The following is a 17,094-nucleotide window of genomic DNA, read 5'->3' as shown; positions in this document are numbered from 1 at the left end:
CGATGAAACCCCACGCCACGGTTTACAGCCAACGCCTGTTGCGCGGTCAGGCACCCTCCTACGAACGCTTGCAGGCACGCCTGGCCGAAGACGGCAGTGCATTGAGCGCCGCGCCCATCGCCGTACATTGCGGTTGGGGCCGGTTGCTGATCGGCCATACCTTTCCCGATGCGGCGAGCCTCGCCCAAGAGTTGCTCAATGAGCAGCCCGGTGAGCGGGACATCGCCTTGTACGTCGCCGCCCCCCAGCAAGTGCTGGGGCTGGAACCGGCGCAACTGTTTCTCGACCCGTCCGATACTTTGCGCCTGTGGTTCAGCGATTACCGTCAGGCCACCCGGGTGTTTCGCGGTTTTCGCATTCGTCGGGCGCAAAGCGAGGCGGACTGGCAGGCAATCAATCAGCTGTATCAGGCTCGCGGCATGCTACCGATCGATGCGAACTTGTTGACGCCCCATCACCAGGGCGGCCCGGTGTACTGGCTGGCGGAAGACGAGGACAGCGGCGCGATTATCGGCAGCGTCATGGGCCTTAATCACCACAAGGCATTCAACGATCCGGAAAACGGCAGCAGCCTGTGGTGCCTGGCGGTGGATCCGCAATGTTCCCGCCCAGGCGTCGGTGAAGTGCTGGTGCGGCACTTGATCGAACACTTCATGAGCCGTGGGCTGAGTTACCTGGACCTGTCGGTGCTGCACAACAACCGTCAGGCGAAGAATCTTTACGCCAAACTCGGTTTTCGCAACTTGTCGACCTTTTCGATCAAGCGCAAGAACGGCATCAACCAGCCGTTGTTTCTCGGCCCCGGCCCCGAAGCCGAGTTCAATCCGTATGCGCGGATCATCGTCGAAGAGGCTCATCGGCGCGGTATTGAGGTGCAGGTGGATGACGCGCAAGCCGGTCTGTTTACCTTGATCCATGGCAGTCGTCGGGTGCGTTGCCGCGAATCCCTGAGCGACCTGACCAGCGCCATCAGCATGACCTTGTGCCAGGACAAAAGCCTGACTCACAAGGTGCTGAAAAACGCCGGCCTCAAACTGCCCGCCCAACAACTGGCGGGAAGCGCGGACGACAATCTGGCGTTTCTCGACGAGCACGAACGGGTGGTGGTCAAACCGCTGGACGGTGAACAGGGTCAAGGGGTGGCGGTGGATTTGCGCAGCATTGAGGAGGTCCAGCAAGCCATCGAAAACGCTCGCGCATTCGACAGTCGAGTGCTGCTGGAAAGTTTTCACGAAGGCCTCGATTTGCGGATTCTGGTGATCGGCTTCGAGGTGGTCGCAGCTGCCATTCGCCGGCCGGCGGAAGTGGTGGGCGATGGTCAGCATTCCATCGGTGCGCTGATCGAAGCCCAGAGTCGTCGCCGTCAGGCGGCAACCAGCGGCGAAAGCAAAATCCCGCTGGATCAGGAGACCCAACGCACCTTACAGGCGGCGGGTTATGACTACGCCAGCATTCTGCCGGCCGGCGAGCACTTGTTCGTACGGCGCACGGCGAATCTTCATACCGGCGGCATCCTTGAAGACGTCACGGCGATTCTGCACCCAGCCTTGGTGGACGCGGCGGTGCGCGCGGCGCGAGCACTGGATATTCCGATGGTCGGGCTCGACCTGATGGTGCCGGCCGCCGACCAGCCGCAGTACGTGTTTATCGAAGCCAATGAACGCGCCGGCCTGGCCAACCATGAACCGCAGCCGACGGCCGAGCGGTTTGTGGATTTGTTGTTTGCGCATAGTCAGCCGGCAGTCTCTTAGTGATGCGTTGTCTGTACCAACACCATCAGGAGTTTCCATGACCAGCAAAATTCCCGAACCGGATCTCGATTACCTGCAAAAAGTCCTGCTGGAAATGCTCGCCATTCCCAGCCCCACCGGGTTCACCGACACCATCGTGCGGTACGTCGCCGAGCGCCTTGAAGAACTGGGCATTCCCTTTGAAATGACCCGTCGCGGCACCATCCGCGCCACTCTCAAGGGCAAGAAGAACAGTCCGGACCGAGCAGTCTCCGCTCACCTGGATACCATTGGCGCGGCGGTTCGCGCGATCAAGGACAACGGGCGCCTGACCCTGGCGCCCGTCGGCTGCTGGTCCAGCCGTTTTGCCGAGGGCAGCCGCGTCAGCCTGTTCACCGACAACGGCGTGATTCGTGGCAGCGTGTTGCCGCTGATGGCTTCCGGGCACGCGTTCAACACCGCCGTGGATGAAATGCCGATCAGCTGGGATCACATCGAATTGCGCCTGGACGCCTATTGCGCCACCCGCGCCGATTGCGATTCGCTGGGGATCAGCGTCGGCGATTTCGTCGCCTTCGACCCGTTGCCGGAGTTCACCGAAAGCGGCCACATCAGCGCCCGTCACCTCGACGACAAGGCCGGCGTTGCCGCTCTGCTGGCGGCACTGAAAGCGATTGTCGACAGCGGCGAAGAGTTGATGATCGACTGCCATCCGCTGTTCACCATCACCGAGGAAACCGGCAGTGGTGCGGCGGCTGCCCTGCCCTGGGATGTCAGCGAATTCGTCGGCATCGACATCGCGCCGGTCGCGCCCGGCCAGCACTCCAGCGAACACGCGGTGAGCGTGGCGATGCAGGATTCCGGCGGGCCTTATGACTATCATCTGTCGCGGCATCTGCTACGCCTGGCCGCTGACAACGAACTGCCGGCGCGTCGGGACCTGTTCCGCTATTACTTCAGCGATGCTCACTCGGCCGTCACCGCCGGCCACGACATACGCACCGCGCTGCTGGCCTTTGGTTGCGACGCCACCCACGGCTACGAACGCACCCACATCGACAGCCTCGCCGCCCTCAGCCGTTTGCTCGGCGCCTACATCCTCAGCCCACCGGTGTTCGCCAGCGATGCCCAACCAGCCACAGGATCGCTGGAGCGGTTCAGTCACCAGATCGAGCACGAGACCCAGATGGAAAGCGATACCCGGGTGCCGTCGGTGGATAGCCTGCTGGGACAGCGCACAGAAAGCTGAGGCGAACACTGGTGATGTGTTCATATCCGCCGTAGCATCGCGCCAATGTTTAACCGAGGTGCCTTATGCTGATCCCCCACGACCAACTTGAAGTCGACACCCTGACCCGCCTGATCGAGGATTTCGTGACCCGTGACGGCACGGACAACGGCGATGACACGCCGCTGGAAACCCGTGTATTGCGTGTGCGTCAGGCATTGACCAAGGGCCAGGCGCTGATTGTCTTCGATCCGGAAAGCGAGCAATGCCAGTTGATGCTCAAGCACGACGTGCCCAAGCACCTGTTCGACTGAGTCAACGACCTTTGGCTTTTGCCTGTTTGATCTGGATGCGCTCGTAGACTTCGGCGCGGTGTACGTTGACCTCCTGTGGCGCTTCAACACCGAAGCGCACACTGCTTCCGTTGACGGCGAGCACCCGCACGGAAATGTTGTCACCAATGGATATCATTTCGCCCACAACGCGACTGAGTACAAGCATGGCATTCATCCTTCAGGGTTACCGGCCCCTGAAGATGCCCGGCGCAGAGCGGGTCTTCAATGCAACGACCGCAAAACAGTCCCGCCCTACAATGCAGGCTGCATCACCCTGACGGACGTATCTGACAAACCGCTTGAATGAAGGACCGATCCGTCAGGAAGCGGTAAGGCGCGGACCAAACAAAATGACAGTCGCCCCGAGTACACACAGCGCCACGCCGATCCAGTCAGAGCCCAATGGTCGAATCCGCTCGACCACCGCCAGCCAACCAACCGACGCAATGATGTAGATGCCACCGTAGGCGGCATAGGCGCGACCGGCGTAGCTCGCTTCGACCCGGGTCAGCAGCAGCGCGAATAACGTCAGGCTGAGCAAGGCCGGGATGACCCACCACACGCTTTTACCCTGGCGCAGCCACATCCAGAAAGCGAAGCAGCCGGCGATTTCGAACAGCGCGGCGAGGAAAAACCACAGGTAATTGAGCATGCAGACGTCTCGTTGGGATGGCCGGTTGGCGGCCACCCTAACGACGGTGTTGCGCACAGGCAAGTTCAGCCTGCGTTTTGTTTGGCCTTGGCGCGCATTTTGTCGGCCATCACAGTCATTTCGTTGTAGAGCAATTGCGGGTCTTTCTGTTTGATCGCCCAGGCGATACGGCCCTGCTCGTGAGGCAGGATCAAGAATTCGCCGGCAGCGACCTGCTGATAGATGTAGTCGGCAATGTCAGCAGCGGTGATCGGTGAGCTTTCCAGCAATTTGCCGACCTGGGCTTTCATGGCCGGGGTCGGGCCACGGAAGGAGTCCAGTAGATTGGTCTGGAAGAACGACGGGCAAACTACATGCACGCTGACTTCCTCATGGGCCAGTTCAATCAGCAAACTTTCGGACAACGCCACCACACCTGCCTTGGCCACGTTGTAGTTGCTCATGGCCGGGCCTTGCATCAGCGCCGCCATCGAGGCGATGTTGATGATTTTGCCTTTGCTTTTCTCCAGCAGCGGCAGGAAGGCCTTGCAGCCCTTGACCACGCCCATCAGGTTGATCGCGATTTGCCAATCCCAGTCCTCCAGCGACAGTTCACTGAAGAACCCGCCCGAGGCCACACCGGCATTGTTGACGATGACATCGATACCGCCGAGTTTCTCTTCGCAGGCTTGGGCGAAGGCGGTCAACTGACTGTAGTCGCGCACATCGCAGCGCTGAATGAAGCCGTCACCGCCAGCTTCGCGCACCAACTTGAGGGTTTCCTGCAGGCCGGGCTCACTGACATCCGACAAGGCCAGCTGCCAGCCTTCACGCGCCCAGCGCAGCGCGATTTCGCGACCCAGGCCTGAGCCCGCGCCAGTGATCATCATGCGATTTTGCATAGCAAACAGCCTTGTTGTTCCGGGGAAGATGCACCGAGTGTAGCGAAGGATAATGCGCGACCCACGCTCCATCAGAGTGCTGAATGGCCAGCGATGAACCACGGCGCGGTGCGGTTGTTTCAACTTCGAGACACAGCAAAAGAAATAAACATACTTTCCAAAAACATTAAAAAAACTTGGAATTTTTCTTCATAGCCATGAGTCGGATTTTTTAAGCAGCTAGGATTAATACAAGTCCAGCTGATGGCTAAAACGCCAGGTCAAACCCACAACGCTTCCAACAAGGAAATAGACATGGGCACAATTCTTATCGTTATTCTTATCCTGTTGCTGATAGGCGGCCTGCCGGTCTTCCCGCACTCCAGAAGTTGGGGTTACGGCCCGTCCGGCATCATCGGCGTGGTGTTGGTGGTGCTGTTGATCCTGCTGTTGCTTGGCAAGATATAAAGATTTTACCGACAAAAAAAAGAGGCCCTGCGAAGGGCCTCTTTTTTATTGCGTCAATAGTTAATCCGGTTTGCCGTTAACCACACCCGCGGTGTTGTCGAGCAGGCTTTTGGTCGCCGTTTGCAGGAACGCTTCGAGCTTGAGCTTCAGCTCAGCTGTACGCGGTGCATCCGGAACGATCTCGGCGTGAGGCGTCGCACCCAGTTCGTACTGGTACATCTTCGGCGCCATTTCCTTTTCTTTCGGCAGCACCAGGATCTGGTCAGCCGTAACGATGGCGGTAGTCTGCTCGCTACCCGACGGCTTGATCACACCAAAACCGGTGTCGCCTTCAGGCAGGTTGAGCAGGTCACGCCCCCAGCACTGATGACGTACTTCGCCACCAATACGGCCCATGATGGTTGGCACGATGTCGATCTGGGTGCCCACGGTGTGGTTACGCTGGCCGAACTTTTCCTGGATGCCCGGTGCAATCATCAACATCGGTACGTTGAAGCGGCCCAGGTCCATTTCGGTGATCTGACGTTCGTTGCCAAAACCATGGTCGCCAACGATGACAAACAGGGTTTCCTTGAAGTACGGCTCCTTGCGGGCCTTTTCAAAGAATTGACCCACTGCCCAGTCCGCGTAACGCATCGCGGTCAAATGCTCGTTCAAGCTGCCGCGATCGGTTACACGTTCAACCGGCAATGGTGTCGGCAAGGCATATGGCGTGTGGTTGGACAGGGTTTGCAGCAACGCATAGAACGGCTTGCCGTTTTCCCGCGCCTTGAGCTCTACCAGACCACGGTCGAACATGTCCTGGTCGGACACGCCCCAGGTCGGGTCGGAGAACACCGGGTTCACGAAGTCGTTACGACCAATGAAGTTGGTCATGCCCTGGTTGCTGAAGAAACCCGACTGGTTGTCCCAGGCAAAATCGCCGTTGTAGACATACACGTCGCCGTAATTACGTGCGCTGAGCAGCTGCGGCAGGCCGGACAACTTGTGGCTGCCTTCCGGGGTCTGCATCAGGTATTCGAAACCCGGCAGGTTCGGGAAGCAGGCCATGGTGGCGAACATACCCTGGTGGGTATGCGTCCCGTTGGAGAAGAAGCGATCGAACAGCAGGCCTTCTTTCGACAGTTTATCGAGGTACGGCGTGATGTTGCCCGATGCGCCCAAGGCCCCCACCGAGTGACCGGCCATGCTTTCCATCAGGATCACGACGACGTTCTTGATCGGCAGGGTCTTGTCGGCCGGCGGCATGTAATCGCGACGCACCGCTGCGATATCGGCATCCACCAGTTTTTCGTCCGGCATCACCAGCATGTCACGTACGATTTGCTGAGCTTGCGGCTGTGGCAGCGTTGCCTTCCAGATATTGTCGCGATCTTCGGACATCCGGCTCTTGGCCGCCGCGATCAGCGACAGCGTGCCGTTGAGGCCCAACTGGTTGGCGAAGTTCGAGTCGGTGGTATAGACGTCACCCCAACGCAGCGGTGGGCCCTGACGCAGGGTGCCACGCGCCGCGACCACGCAGACCAGCAGGCAGACCACGAACACCACGCCGCGCGCATACCACGGAGCGACCTGGCGCGTGCCGATGCTGCCACCGCTGAACGGCCCACGAGGACGTGTGGCGCGGTCGGCACCCTTGAACGCGAGGGTCAGAATCAACGTGCCCACACCCCAGGCCAACAGGTAGCGAACTACCGGAAAACCGTACCAGAGCATGCTCATCACGGTTTTCGGGTCTTCTTTCACATACTGGAAGACCAGGCCGTTGAGGCGCTGGTGGAACTCGCGGTAAAAGTCCATCTCCATCAGGCCGAGGAACAGCGCGATACTCGAGGCAACGGTCAACCAGAGCCGGAAGAACCCGCGGGCCGCCATGGCCCGGGCGCTGAACAGGGCCAGCAGCAGCGGAACGCTGAGGTAAACCACCAGGCGCAAGTCGAAGCGCAGGCCATTGGCGAACGCTTCCAGGAAGGTCGAAGCCGGTGTGTCGAGGATCATCGAGCGGTTGTAGACCAGCAGCGCGACGCGCAGCAGGCTGAACATGACCATCATGATCAGGGCGCACAACAGCGTGTAGGCCATATGCGATTTGACGGTCGGTTGCAGCAGGCGACTAGTAGCTCGCTGCTGATTCAGGGCGTCCGGGTTTGCCATGTCGTTTTAGGACCCATTGGAAGTTGAAGTTACAAAAACACAGTGGCGCCTTGCCCTCTGTTGGCCATCCTCGGCCCCGGGGCGTGCGCGGTGCGCAAATGTTGCACGATCAACAGCGGCATTGCCATTGATTACTGCCCGACAGCCCAACTGCCGCTTGTAGCGCTCTGGGACAAGAGGGCATGGCACAAAGTTGCGGGGTTGACTCGTTGAGGCGAGAGCGAATTGTCTTGGAGACTTTGTGAAAATTTTGTTCAACGCATATCCGGAAACAAAATAAAGACAGCCCTTGGTAAAAAACGCAAACGCCCCGATCAAATCGGGGCGTTGTTCAACAGGTCGTATCAACTGGATACGCGGTTACTTCTCGGCGCGTTCTTTCAGGGCTTTGAGAGTATTGAACGGCGCATCGACCACGAACTTGTTGGCCAACCACGACGGCACGCTGCCGCCTGGATCGGTGTGGACCTGATACGTCACTTCGACTTGATCGCCTTTGGGCACGAACTTCCAGAAACCCTTGACCTGGGCAACCCGTACAAAACCTTTTTCTTCCGGAAGGTACTTCGGCTGCCCTTCCAGCTCTCGGGTCAGGCTGCCATCGGCGCCGTCAACGGTGGTGACATGCAATACCGAATCGCGAGAAGTCACCGGCCACGGTGTATTGAACTGAGTGTAGGTCCAGCTCTGGTTGCCTTCATGCTTGAGCAGCTTCTGGACCTTGCACTCGTGAATCCAGGCGCATGCTCCCGGAACATCTTCCTGCAGTGCACGCAGTTTGGCCATGGTGGTCTTCATGATCGTTACACCACGGTAAGCCTTGTATTGGGAACCGGCCACCTCACTCAAGGACACCTTGATGCCGTCTTCGTCCTTGGCGGTTTTCCAGTCTTCGGCCTGGGCCGTGGAGGCCAGCAAAACCGTCAAACCACACAGCACAGCGATACGATGCAGCGAACCCATAGTCTTATTCCTTATTGTTGAAGTTCCGTTCGTTGAACACATCACGCGGCCGTCATTTGCTCCCACCAGCCCAGCAATTTGATCGCTTCGTCGCTGCTGCTTCCGCAAACCTCGACATCGGCCTCAAATGCCGAACACACCGCGGGGCGTTCCGGCTTGCCGAAAATGCTGCACAGGTTATCGGCAGACAGTTGTACGCATCGTTCTCCGGCGGCTTTGCCATTGGGCATGCCGGGAATCGGTGAACTGATGGAAGGGGCAATGCAACAGGCGCCACAGCCTTCACGGCATCTCATGACGACAAGCTCCTCGCGATGAGCAATGTGTTAAAGGGACGTGGCACAGAGTAACGGCTAAAACAGTTGTTTTAAATTACCCGGGCCCGGGTTTTTACGCTCAAACGAACGTGACTGACCAGTCTCCGACAAAGCGTCTGTTGCGCGGGTCACGAACAGGGGGAAATTTACTGCTTGAACTCGAATTCCAGCGCCGCGCCTTCAACGTCCCGGCGCTCTTCATTGCGCCGCTGCAGCTGCATTTCGTTGCTGATCAGGCGACCGTTCAGCTGAAACGGACTGCTTTTGCCACCGAACATTTGCGGCAACACCGCATCGTGTGGAGGCAACGGTACCGTGCCGACCGGTTTCAATTCATCGACCTTATCCTTGGGCAAGCTCAAGTCGAGATTGGCGGGAGGGAGTTTGGTCTTCAGCGCTTCACTGGCTGGTTTTGACTTGGAAGCAATGGGAGAACGCTTTTTGACCGGTGCAGCCTTTTTTTTGACCGGAGCGTTTTTTATAGCCGTCACCGGTTTTTTCGCGGTTGCGGCGGGTGTCGGTTTTTCCTGAACGGAAGCCGCCATGACACCTTCCGCATGACAAGTCATCAACAGGCAGATCAATAACCAGACAGAAGGAAAAATCGGCTTCATGGACCCAACGGCGCGAACGGCAGAAGGTTATATGCTCGCCTGTTGGAGGCGACAAGACAAGCGGGCAGTTCATAACTGCCCCGCAAGTCAAAAACCGCTCGCTGTCTCCTGACACAGTTGCGTTGCCAGCAACCCTAGCGTCATCAATGCGCGCTCGGCCTCACGGTTCCAGGGGATGCCGCAGTTCAGGCGAATGCAGTGATTGAATTGCTCGGTGTTACTGAAAATCAGCCCCGGCGCAATGCTGATGCCCTGCTGCAGCGCACGCACATGCAACTCTTGCGTATTGACCCGCCCCGGCAGACTGACCCACAGAATGAAACCGCCGGTAGGCCGGGTCATCTGTGTGCCTTCCGGGAAGTACTGCTGCACTGCCAGTTGGAAAGCGCTGAGGTTCTTGCGGTACTCCTGACGGATATAACGCAAATGCCGGTCGTACCCGCCGTTCTCCAGATAGGCCGCAATGCCCATTTGCGTGACACTGCAGGCCGAATGCGTGCTGAAGGTCTGCAAGCGCTGGATTTCCGACTGGTACTTGCCGGCAATCATCCAGCCGATCCGCACGCCGGGCGACAGGGTTTTGGAGAAGCTGGAGCAATAAATCACCCGATCCAGCCGGTCATAGGCCTTGAGCGATTTGGTGCGGCCCTGCTCGAACATCAGCTCGCCGTAAATATCGTCTTCGACAATCTGGATATCGAAATCCGAGGCCAGGCGCAGCAGTTGTTTCTGCCGCTCTTCAGGCATGGTGCCGCCCAAGGGATTGCTCAGGCGCGTGGTCAGCACCAGAGCCTTGATCGACCACTGGTTAGCCGCCAGTTGCAAGGCTTCGAGGCTCATGCCGGTGGCCGGATCGCTGGGGATCTCGATGACTTTCAGCCCCAGCAGGTCGGCCAGTTGCAGCAAACCGTAATAGGTCGGCGACTCGGCGGCGATCAGATCGCCCGGCCGGGTCAATACGCGCAGAGACATCTGCAACGCATCGACGCAGCCGTGGGTGATTACCACTTCCGACGGATCGACCACCACGCCAGCGTCGCGCATGCGGATCGCCACTTGCCGACGCAACGGCTCGAAACCAGGGCTGAACATATAGCTGAACGCGCGCGGGCTATGGAAACGGGTGACTTTGGCCAGTTGCTGATGCAGTGCCCGCACCGGCAGATAATCGACGCTCGGTACGGCTGCGCCCAACGGGAACACGCCTTCGCGGCGGGATTCGACCAGGACTTGCTGAATGATGCTGCTGCGGGTGACCAGGCCTGGGCGCTCGACCCGGGCGATGTCCGGGGTCGGTGCCGTCAGGGCGGGTGTCTGGTGCACGTAGTAACCGGATTGCGGCCGGGCACGGATCAGCCCTTGATCTTCAAGGTTCGCGTAGGCCTGCAACACCGTCGCATGGCTGACGTTGAGCTGCGAGCTCATCTTGCGCACTGAAGGCACGCGCTCTCCCGGCTGATAGACGCCGCGGCGGATGTCTTCGGCCAGTTGCTGAGCAATACGTTGATAGAGCAAGAGATTGGTCATGACGCAGCACTCGATTTCGCGGGCATTTTATTCTTGTGTGAAACAATACCGGAACAGTTTAGAAGTGTACTGGGACAGTTAATACAATAGTCGACCATACAGTGCGGTGTCAGCAAAAACTGTACTGTTTTACGATGCATTTGACGGGCGCAAAAAAACCCGGCGCTGCTGAGCAGGCCGGGTTTTTCCAGTGACGCAGCCCTTAACGAGCCGCGCCGAGCTGGCCTTTTTCGTCGGAGAACACAATTTCCACCCGACGGTTCTGTGCACGGCCGCGCTCGGAAGCGTTGGCGTCCACCGGGTATTCATCGCCGTACCCTTCAACCTGGATGCGTTTGTCGTCGATGCCCAGGTCCGTCAATACGTCAGCTACCGATTGCGCCCGGTCGCGGGACAGCTTGAGGTTTTCCTGTTTACCGCCAGTGCTGTCGGTGTAACCCTCGATCCGCACCACACGCTTGGGGTTGAGCTGCAGGAACTGGACGATCTTCAGCACCACGCGGTTCGCCGAGCTCTTCAGCTCCGCCTCACCGGTATCGAACAGCACGTCACCCAGGGTCATCACCAGACCACGGTCAGTCTGGGTGGTCGCCAGCGCCACGATCTGCTCTTCGAGCCACTTGCCCTGTTGCTGCACGCTGAGCAATTTGGACTCACGCAGCGCCAATTGCAGGCGCTGACGCTCGAGTTCGAGTTTCGCTGCGCGCTCTTCGTTGAGCACCTGATTGGTGTGCTCCCGGGCGATTTCGCTGTAGCGCTGGCTCAGGTAGGCGTAATGCGCCACGTCCGAACCGCTGCCCCAGTAGCTGGACAGTCGATCGGCGCGGGCCAGGGACTCGCCGGCACGTATCACGTCCTTGGGCGCGATACGCAACACGTTGGAGTCTTCCTTGACCTTCTGGAAGTCGGCACCGGCCTGCTGCAACGCAGCCTCGCTGTGTTGACCGGCGCAGCCATAAAGGCTTGCGCAGCCAGCCAGGATCAAGCCGCCGAGTGCTTTGGTCTTCAGGTTCATTGGGCATCTCCCAGTTGCTTGCGCAGGCGGGTGATGCGGGTATTGAGCACGTTCAACTGCTCCTCGCTCTTGTGGGTCAGGACCCGGGCTTCGGCCAGTCGCGCGTCCAGCTCGGCCTGCTCGGCCCGCATGCGCGCATTCTTGAAGGACTGGTCGGCCATGTTGCCCTTGGCCCGGTTGAACTTGTCCTGGGCCAGTTTCAGCTCCGGCACTTCCTCGGCGGTAGCGCCCACGGCCTTGGCTTGTTCGAGGGCCTGTTCGGTCAGGCGTATTTGTTCATTCGGCGCCGGATCGGCTGCACAACCCGCCAGAGCCAGAACGGCCAGGGCAGCGAAAAGAGGTCGAATACTCACTAAAAATCCCTACTGTTTTGGGGTACTGACAGGTTGTGGCTGCGATTGTGAGCCTTGCGCTTTCCAACGCTCAATATTGCGCAGCAACGCAGCTTCCGTCAGTCCGGACGCGGGCAATTCTGTCATCTTTTTGGCCAGCTGTCCGCGCAACCAAGGATCGTTACAGGCGGAGTTATGGGAAACCGCGAGGTACAGGCCGGGTTTGTCGATGGGTTGTGGGTGGGCCATCAAGTCATTGGCCATCCCCAGCGTTTGCACCATGGCCATGCCCGAGTAGCGACCGGCGAGGACAAACTCCACCTCGCCCAGCAGCAATTTCTGAAAGGCCTGAGTCAGATTGGGTGTGCGCACGAGGGTCAATTGCTGCTCGGCGAAAGTGCCGAATGAAGGGGTCACTCGAGCCTTTTCCGACAACGCGCCGGGATGACCGTGGAGGTCCTGCGCTTCGTTGTAAACCAATAACGAGTCGTTGCGAGTCCAGACCAGATAATCGTTTTCCAGCAGCGCAGGATGGATGTAATCCAGATTTTCCAGTTCAGTGACCATCAACGGCGCATCGGCCAGCATGTCCATGCGCCCGCTGCGCACTTCGTCCAGGGCCTGGGAGCGTTTGCCGGCATAAAGCAGCTCGACCTTGATGCCCAACTCCCCCGCCACTTGTTGCAATAAATCAGCGCTGGCGCCAATCAGGTGCTTAGGGTTTTGCGGGTCTTGCCACAGGTACGGTGGTGCGTCGGGACTGCCGGTCACGATCAGGCGCTCGCACTTGCCTGCAGCGCTGGACAGCCCCGGCACCAGCGCCAGACTTAAACACAATCCTGGCAAAAAAGAGCAGCCAAACCAGTGGCGCAGATCCATGGCAACACTCTCCCCACTCAAATCCGGAACAAAAAAAAGCCCGACCAAAAGGCCGGGCTCTTTATAAGTCAAGCCGCCGGATTAGACCAGCTTCTCGAACTCAGGGATGGCTTCGAACAGGTCTGCCACCAGGCCATAATCGGCCACTTGGAAGATCGGCGCTTCTTCGTCCTTGTTGATCGCCACGATCACTTTGGAGTCTTTCATGCCAGCCAGGTGCTGGATCGCGCCGGAGATACCAACGGCGATGTACAGCTGTGGCGCAACGATCTTGCCGGTCTGACCGACCTGCATGTCGTTGGGTACGAAACCTGCGTCAACCGCAGCGCGCGAAGCACCGACGGCAGCGCCCAGCTTGTCGGCCAGGGCGTACAGGTGTTTGAAGTTGTCGCCGTTCTGCATGCCACGACCACCGGAAACGACGATCTTGGCAGCGGTCAGTTCCGGACGATCGGACTTGGCCAGTTCTTCGTTGACGAAGCTGGAAGTGCCGGCGTTGTGAACAGCGGCAACAGCTTCAACGGCGGCCGAACCACCTTCGGCAGCCACCGGGTCGAAACCGGTAGCACGCACGGTGATCACTTTCACTGCAGCATTCGATTGCACAGTAGCGATGGCGTTACCGGCGTAGATCGGGCGCTTGAAGGTATCGGCGCTTTCTACCGAGATGATCTCGGAGATCTGGTCAACGTCCAGCTGAGCGGCGACGCGCGGCAGGATGTTTTTGCCGTTGGAAGTGGCGGCAGCCAGGATGTGGCTGTAGCCCTTGCCCAACTCGGCTACCAGTGGAGCAACGTTTTCCGGCAGCTGATGCGCGTAAGCAGCATTGTCAGCGTTCAGGACTTTGCTCACGCCAGCGATTTTCGCAGCGGCTTCAACCACGGCGCCAGCGCCCTGGCCTGCAACCAGAACGTGGATGTCGCCACCGATCTTGGCGGCAGCAGCAACGGTGTTCAGCGTGGCCGGGGCCAGCACTTTGTTGTCGTGTTCGGCGATTACCAAGATAGTCATGATTAGATTACCTTCGCTTCGTTTTTCAGTTTCTCGACCAGTTCAGCCACCGACTTGACCTTGATACCCGCGCTGCGTGCAGCTGGCGCTTCGACTTTCAGGGTCTTGTTGGTGGAGGCGGTGGAAACGCCCAAAGCGTCCGGAGTCAGCACTTCGAGAGGCTTCTTCTTGGCTTTCATGATGTTTGGCAGGGACGCGTAGCGCGGCTCGTTCAAACGCAGGTCGGTGGTGACGATGGCCGGCAGTTTCAGGGAAACCGTCTGCGCGCCGCCGTCGATTTCGCGGGTCACGGCAACTGTATCGCCGGTCACTTCGACTTTCGACGCGAACGTGCCCTGACCGTAGCCGCTCAATGCCGCGAGCATCTGGCCAGTCTGGTTGTTGTCGCTGTCGATGGCTTGTTTGCCGAGGATCACCAGCTGTGGCTGCTCCTTGTCGACCACTGCCTTGAGCAGCTTGGCCACGGCCAGGGAAGTCAGATCTTCAGCGGATTCGACGAGGATGGCGCGGTCGGCACCCAGAGCCAGCGCGGTGCGCAGTTGCTCTTGGGCGGTGGATGGGCCGATGGAGACGACGACGATTTCAGTCGCCACGCCTTTCTCTTTCAGACGTACGGCTTCTTCCACTGCGATTTCGCAGAACGGGTTCATCGACATCTTGACGTTGGCGAGGTCGACGCCGGAATTGTCCGCCTTGACGCGAACCTTGACGTTGTAATCCACAACGCGTTTGACAGCTACAAGAACCTTCATGGATTCCTCGTTACTCTCCGGTGAAAAGAAAGTCGCCTAGGCGAACCTGGCGGTTGATGCTCATCGGCGCAAGGGCACCTCTAAAAACGCTGGCAGGTGTATCGGGTGAACCTTGCTCACGAGGCTGATGACCGTTCGTCAGTGGTGACCGATAAGTCATTCATTACCGCGACGTGTAAACTGCGCGCGATACCTGCGCGGCGCTTCACCTTGTACTGCCATCGCCCTGTCTTTAGAGGTGCTCTTGGAACCTGTATTCAGCCTACGGCGAGCGCAAAACCGCCCGTATCTTGACCGGAACACCTATTCCGGTCAATACGGCAAAATGGCCAGTCATAAGCCGCGTGACTTTGATTTATCTGGCTTTGAGCCGATTCAAACAAACGTTTGTATTGGACGCTAAGAGTGGTGTAGATATAATGCGCCACCCAGAGAGAAAGGTGGTTCATCGATTGTCCTCTGTGCCGCACTGTGGGGAATTCATGAATGCGACACCTAACCTCCAATTAGAAAAAAAACTGTTGAGCCTTGAGTAGGAGATAGCCTGTGGAACGCGAATACATGGAATTCGACGTGGTCATCGTCGGTGCCGGCCCCGCTGGCCTGTCCGCCGCCTGCCGTTTGAAGCAGAAGGCCGCCGAAGCCGGTAAGGAAATCAGCGTCTGCGTGGTCGAAAAAGGCTCCGAAGTCGGCGCTCATATCCTGTCCGGTGCCGTGTTCGAACCACGGGCCCTGAACGAACTGTTCCCAGACTGGAAAGAACTCGGCGCGCCGCTGAACACGCCAGTCACCCGCGATGACATCTTCGTTCTGAAAAACGCTGACAGCGCGCAGAAGATTCCAGACTTCTTTGTGCCCAAGACCATGCACAACGAAGGCAACTACATTATCTCCCTGGGCAACCTGTGCCGCTGGCTGGCCCAGCAGGCCGAAAACCTGGGCGTGGAAATCTACCCGGGCTTCGCCGCCCAGGAAGCGCTGTTCGACGAGAACGGCGTGGTGCGCGGGATCATCACCGGCGATCTGGGCGTTGACCGCGAAGGCAATCCGAAGGAAGGCCTGTACACCCCAGGCATGGAACTGCGTGCCAAGTACACGCTGTTCGCCGAAGGTTGCCGCGGCCACATCGGCAAGCAGCTGATCAAGCGTTTCAACCTCGACAGCGAAGCCGACGCCCAGCATTACGGCATCGGCCTGAAAGAAATCTGGGAAATCGACCCGGCCAAGCACCAGCCAGGCCTGGTGGTCCACACCGCCGGCTGGCCGCTGGACATCATGGGCACCGAGAACACCGGGGGCTCGTTCCTCTATCACCTGGAAAACAACCAGGTGGTGGTCGGTCTGATCGTCGATCTTTCCTACAGCAACACCTTCCTGTCGCCATTCGATGAATTCCAGCGTCTCAAGCATCACCCGGTGCTCAAGCAATACCTGGAAGGCGGCAAGCGCGTCAGCTACGGCGCTCGCGCCATCTGCAAAGGCGGCCTGAACTCGCTGCCGAAAATGGTCTTCAAGGGCGGCGCGCTGATCGGTTGCGACCTCGGCACCCTGAACTTCGCCAAGATCAAGGGCAGCCACACGGCGATGAAGTCTGGCATGCTCGCCGCTGACGCCGTGGCCGATGCGCTGTTCGCCGATCTGGACGGCACGCAAGAGCTGACCACTTATGTCGAAGCATTCAAGAAGAGCTGGCTCTACGACGAACTGTTCGCCAGCCGCAACTTCGGCCCGGCGATCCACAAGTTCGGCGCCATTGTCGGCGGCGGCTTCAACTGGATCGACCAGAACATCTTCGGCGGCAAACTGCCGTTCACCCTGCACGACACCAAGCCGGATTACGCATGCCTGAAACTGGCGGCCGACTGCAAGAAGATCGACTACCCGAAACCGGACGGCAAGATCAGCTTCGACAAACTCAGCTCGGTGTTCATCTCCGGAACCAACCACGAAGAAGAGCAGCCGTGCCACCTGAAGCTGGCCGACGCGAGCATCCCGATCAGCAAGAACCTGCCGCTGTACGATGAACCTGCCCAGCGTTACTGCCCGGCCGGCGTGTACGAAGTGGTCACCCAGGAAGACGGCGAGAAGCGCTTCCAGATCAACGCCCAGAACTGCGTTCACTGCAAGACCTGCGACATCAAGGACCCTGCACAGAACATCACCTGGGTGGCGCCGGAAGGCTCCGGCGGCCCGACTTACCCGAACATGTAAGTCGATCGCTTGAACAACAAGGCTCCCTGAACGGGGGCCTTTTTGT

Annotated in this window: 18 protein-coding genes; 5 read left to right on the top strand and 13 right to left on the bottom strand. The window is 58.9% G+C overall.

Annotation, left to right across the window (positions count from 1 at the left end; all coding sequences use genetic code 11):
• Nucleotides 1-2 precede the first annotated feature (2 nt).
• From ngg to JUI81_RS14695, 3 genes are all read left to right on the top strand, one after another.
• Nucleotides 3-1,751 carry an N-acetylglutaminylglutamine synthetase gene (gene ngg, locus JUI81_RS14705; RefSeq protein WP_204124562.1) on the top strand — a complete coding sequence of 583 codons (1,749 nt, stop codon included), beginning with the start codon at nucleotides 3-5 and terminating at the stop codon, nucleotides 1,749-1,751.
• 37 nt (nucleotides 1,752-1,788) lie between these two features.
• The gene (locus JUI81_RS14700; RefSeq protein ID WP_018929876.1) at nucleotides 1,789-2,979 is read left to right on the top strand and encodes an osmoprotectant NAGGN system M42 family peptidase; all 1,191 of its coding nucleotides are present in this window, start codon (nucleotides 1,789-1,791) and stop codon (nucleotides 2,977-2,979) included.
• 65 nt (nucleotides 2,980-3,044) lie between these two features.
• Nucleotides 3,045-3,272: a YheU family protein gene (locus JUI81_RS14695; protein ID WP_003199186.1), complete on the top strand. Its 228-nt coding sequence runs from the start codon at nucleotides 3,045-3,047 to the stop codon at nucleotides 3,270-3,272.
• Between the two features lies 1 nt (nucleotide 3,273).
• On the opposite strand, the gene csrA is transcribed toward JUI81_RS14695, so the two are convergent.
• The 3 genes from csrA to JUI81_RS14680 all read right to left on the bottom strand — a co-directional run bounded on the left by csrA (nucleotide 3,274) and on the right by JUI81_RS14680 (nucleotide 4,826).
• Nucleotides 3,274-3,459 carry a carbon storage regulator CsrA gene (gene csrA, locus JUI81_RS14690; RefSeq protein WP_204124561.1) on the bottom strand — a complete coding sequence of 62 codons (186 nt, stop codon included), beginning with the start codon at nucleotides 3,457-3,459 and terminating at the stop codon, nucleotides 3,274-3,276.
• A 153-nt stretch (nucleotides 3,460-3,612) separates the two neighbouring features.
• The gene (locus JUI81_RS14685; RefSeq protein ID WP_019582603.1) at nucleotides 3,613-3,945 is read right to left on the bottom strand and encodes a YnfA family protein; all 333 of its coding nucleotides are present in this window, start codon (nucleotides 3,943-3,945) and stop codon (nucleotides 3,613-3,615) included.
• A 65-nt stretch (nucleotides 3,946-4,010) separates the two neighbouring features.
• The gene (locus JUI81_RS14680; protein WP_019582604.1) at nucleotides 4,011-4,826 is read right to left on the bottom strand and encodes an SDR family oxidoreductase; all 816 of its coding nucleotides are present in this window, start codon (nucleotides 4,824-4,826) and stop codon (nucleotides 4,011-4,013) included.
• Between the two features lie 288 nt (nucleotides 4,827-5,114).
• Between JUI81_RS14680 and JUI81_RS14675 the strand changes: the two genes are divergently transcribed.
• Nucleotides 5,115-5,273: a DUF3309 family protein gene (locus JUI81_RS14675; protein WP_172901242.1), complete on the top strand. Its 159-nt coding sequence runs from the start codon at nucleotides 5,115-5,117 to the stop codon at nucleotides 5,271-5,273.
• A 60-nt stretch (nucleotides 5,274-5,333) separates the two neighbouring features.
• Here JUI81_RS14675 and JUI81_RS14670 read toward each other — a convergent pair whose 3' ends face one another.
• The 10 genes from JUI81_RS14670 to JUI81_RS14625 all read right to left on the bottom strand — a co-directional run bounded on the left by JUI81_RS14670 (nucleotide 5,334) and on the right by JUI81_RS14625 (nucleotide 14,837).
• Nucleotides 5,334-7,427 carry an LTA synthase family protein gene (locus tag JUI81_RS14670; RefSeq protein ID WP_019582605.1) on the bottom strand — a complete coding sequence of 698 codons (2,094 nt, stop codon included), beginning with the start codon at nucleotides 7,425-7,427 and terminating at the stop codon, nucleotides 5,334-5,336.
• 360 nt (nucleotides 7,428-7,787) lie between these two features.
• Nucleotides 7,788-8,390: an START domain-containing protein gene (locus JUI81_RS14665; protein WP_019582606.1), complete on the bottom strand. Its 603-nt coding sequence runs from the start codon at nucleotides 8,388-8,390 to the stop codon at nucleotides 7,788-7,790.
• A 41-nt stretch (nucleotides 8,391-8,431) separates the two neighbouring features.
• Entirely contained in the window at nucleotides 8,432-8,686 is a 255-nt protein-coding gene (locus tag JUI81_RS14660) for a YkgJ family cysteine cluster protein (protein ID WP_019582607.1), read from the bottom strand.
• A 167-nt stretch (nucleotides 8,687-8,853) separates the two neighbouring features.
• Nucleotides 8,854-9,321: a translation initiation factor 2 gene (locus JUI81_RS14655; protein WP_204124560.1), complete on the bottom strand. Its 468-nt coding sequence runs from the start codon at nucleotides 9,319-9,321 to the stop codon at nucleotides 8,854-8,856.
• An 87-nt stretch (nucleotides 9,322-9,408) separates the two neighbouring features.
• A complete protein-coding gene (locus tag JUI81_RS14650; protein WP_204124559.1) occupies nucleotides 9,409-10,848 on the bottom strand; it encodes a PLP-dependent aminotransferase family protein in 1,440 nt (479 codons plus the stop codon).
• Between the two features lie 202 nt (nucleotides 10,849-11,050).
• Entirely contained in the window at nucleotides 11,051-11,863 is an 813-nt protein-coding gene (locus JUI81_RS14645) for an OmpA family protein (RefSeq protein WP_018929884.1), read from the bottom strand.
• Nucleotides 11,860-12,216 (bottom strand): DUF4398 domain-containing protein, encoded by a 357-nt coding sequence (locus JUI81_RS14640; protein ID WP_018929885.1) that lies wholly within the window; start codon nucleotides 12,214-12,216, stop codon nucleotides 11,860-11,862. Before JUI81_RS14640 ends, JUI81_RS14645 begins: the two co-directional genes overlap by 4 nt.
• Nucleotides 12,217-12,225: 9 nt before the next feature.
• Complete coding sequence (locus JUI81_RS14635; protein WP_019582610.1) at nucleotides 12,226-13,074, bottom strand: ABC transporter substrate-binding protein; 849 nt, start codon at nucleotides 13,072-13,074, stop codon at nucleotides 12,226-12,228.
• 81 nt (nucleotides 13,075-13,155) lie between these two features.
• Nucleotides 13,156-14,085, bottom strand: coding sequence for an electron transfer flavoprotein subunit alpha/FixB family protein (locus JUI81_RS14630; RefSeq protein WP_019582611.1), 930 nt, complete (start codon nucleotides 14,083-14,085; stop codon nucleotides 13,156-13,158).
• Between the two features lie 2 nt (nucleotides 14,086-14,087).
• Complete coding sequence (locus JUI81_RS14625) at nucleotides 14,088-14,837, bottom strand: electron transfer flavoprotein subunit beta/FixA family protein (RefSeq protein ID WP_028938957.1); 750 nt, start codon at nucleotides 14,835-14,837, stop codon at nucleotides 14,088-14,090.
• Nucleotides 14,838-15,383: 546 nt separating this feature from the next.
• Here JUI81_RS14625 and JUI81_RS14620 point away from each other — a divergent pair.
• Entirely contained in the window at nucleotides 15,384-17,048 is a 1,665-nt protein-coding gene (locus JUI81_RS14620) for an electron transfer flavoprotein-ubiquinone oxidoreductase (RefSeq protein WP_018926183.1), read from the top strand.
• Nucleotides 17,049-17,094: the final 46 nt, after the last annotated feature.

The sequence above is a fragment of the Pseudomonas sp. 008 genome (assembly GCF_016861935.1).
Lineage (GTDB): Bacteria > Pseudomonadota > Gammaproteobacteria > Pseudomonadales > Pseudomonadaceae > Aquipseudomonas.
This window is presented reverse-complemented; position numbering and strand designations above follow the sequence as displayed.

Coding starts and splice junctions, on each gene's coding strand:
- ngg (WP_204124562.1), top strand. CDS start 3: ATGAAACCCCACGCCACGGTTTACAGCCAACGCCTGTTGCGCGGTCAG.
- JUI81_RS14700 (WP_018929876.1), top strand. CDS start 1,789: ATGACCAGCAAAATTCCCGAACCGGATCTCGATTACCTGCAAAAAGTC.
- JUI81_RS14695 (WP_003199186.1), top strand. CDS start 3,045: ATGCTGATCCCCCACGACCAACTTGAAGTCGACACCCTGACCCGCCTG.
- csrA (WP_204124561.1), bottom strand. CDS start 3,459: ATGCTTGTACTCAGTCGCGTTGTGGGCGAAATGATATCCATTGGTGAC.
- JUI81_RS14685 (WP_019582603.1), bottom strand. CDS start 3,945: ATGCTCAATTACCTGTGGTTTTTCCTCGCCGCGCTGTTCGAAATCGCC.
- JUI81_RS14680 (WP_019582604.1), bottom strand. CDS start 4,826: ATGCAAAATCGCATGATGATCACTGGCGCGGGCTCAGGCCTGGGTCGC.
- JUI81_RS14670 (WP_019582605.1), bottom strand. CDS start 7,427: ATGGCAAACCCGGACGCCCTGAATCAGCAGCGAGCTACTAGTCGCCTG.
- JUI81_RS14665 (WP_019582606.1), bottom strand. CDS start 8,390: ATGGGTTCGCTGCATCGTATCGCTGTGCTGTGTGGTTTGACGGTTTTG.
- JUI81_RS14660 (WP_019582607.1), bottom strand. CDS start 8,686: ATGAGATGCCGTGAAGGCTGTGGCGCCTGTTGCATTGCCCCTTCCATC.
- JUI81_RS14655 (WP_204124560.1), bottom strand. CDS start 9,321: ATGAAGCCGATTTTTCCTTCTGTCTGGTTATTGATCTGCCTGTTGATG.
- JUI81_RS14650 (WP_204124559.1), bottom strand. CDS start 10,848: ATGACCAATCTCTTGCTCTATCAACGTATTGCTCAGCAACTGGCCGAA.
- JUI81_RS14645 (WP_018929884.1), bottom strand. CDS start 11,863: ATGAACCTGAAGACCAAAGCACTCGGCGGCTTGATCCTGGCTGGCTGC.
- JUI81_RS14635 (WP_019582610.1), bottom strand. CDS start 13,074: ATGGATCTGCGCCACTGGTTTGGCTGCTCTTTTTTGCCAGGATTGTGT.
- JUI81_RS14630 (WP_019582611.1), bottom strand. CDS start 14,085: ATGACTATCTTGGTAATCGCCGAACACGACAACAAAGTGCTGGCCCCG.
- JUI81_RS14625 (WP_028938957.1), bottom strand. CDS start 14,837: ATGAAGGTTCTTGTAGCTGTCAAACGCGTTGTGGATTACAACGTCAAG.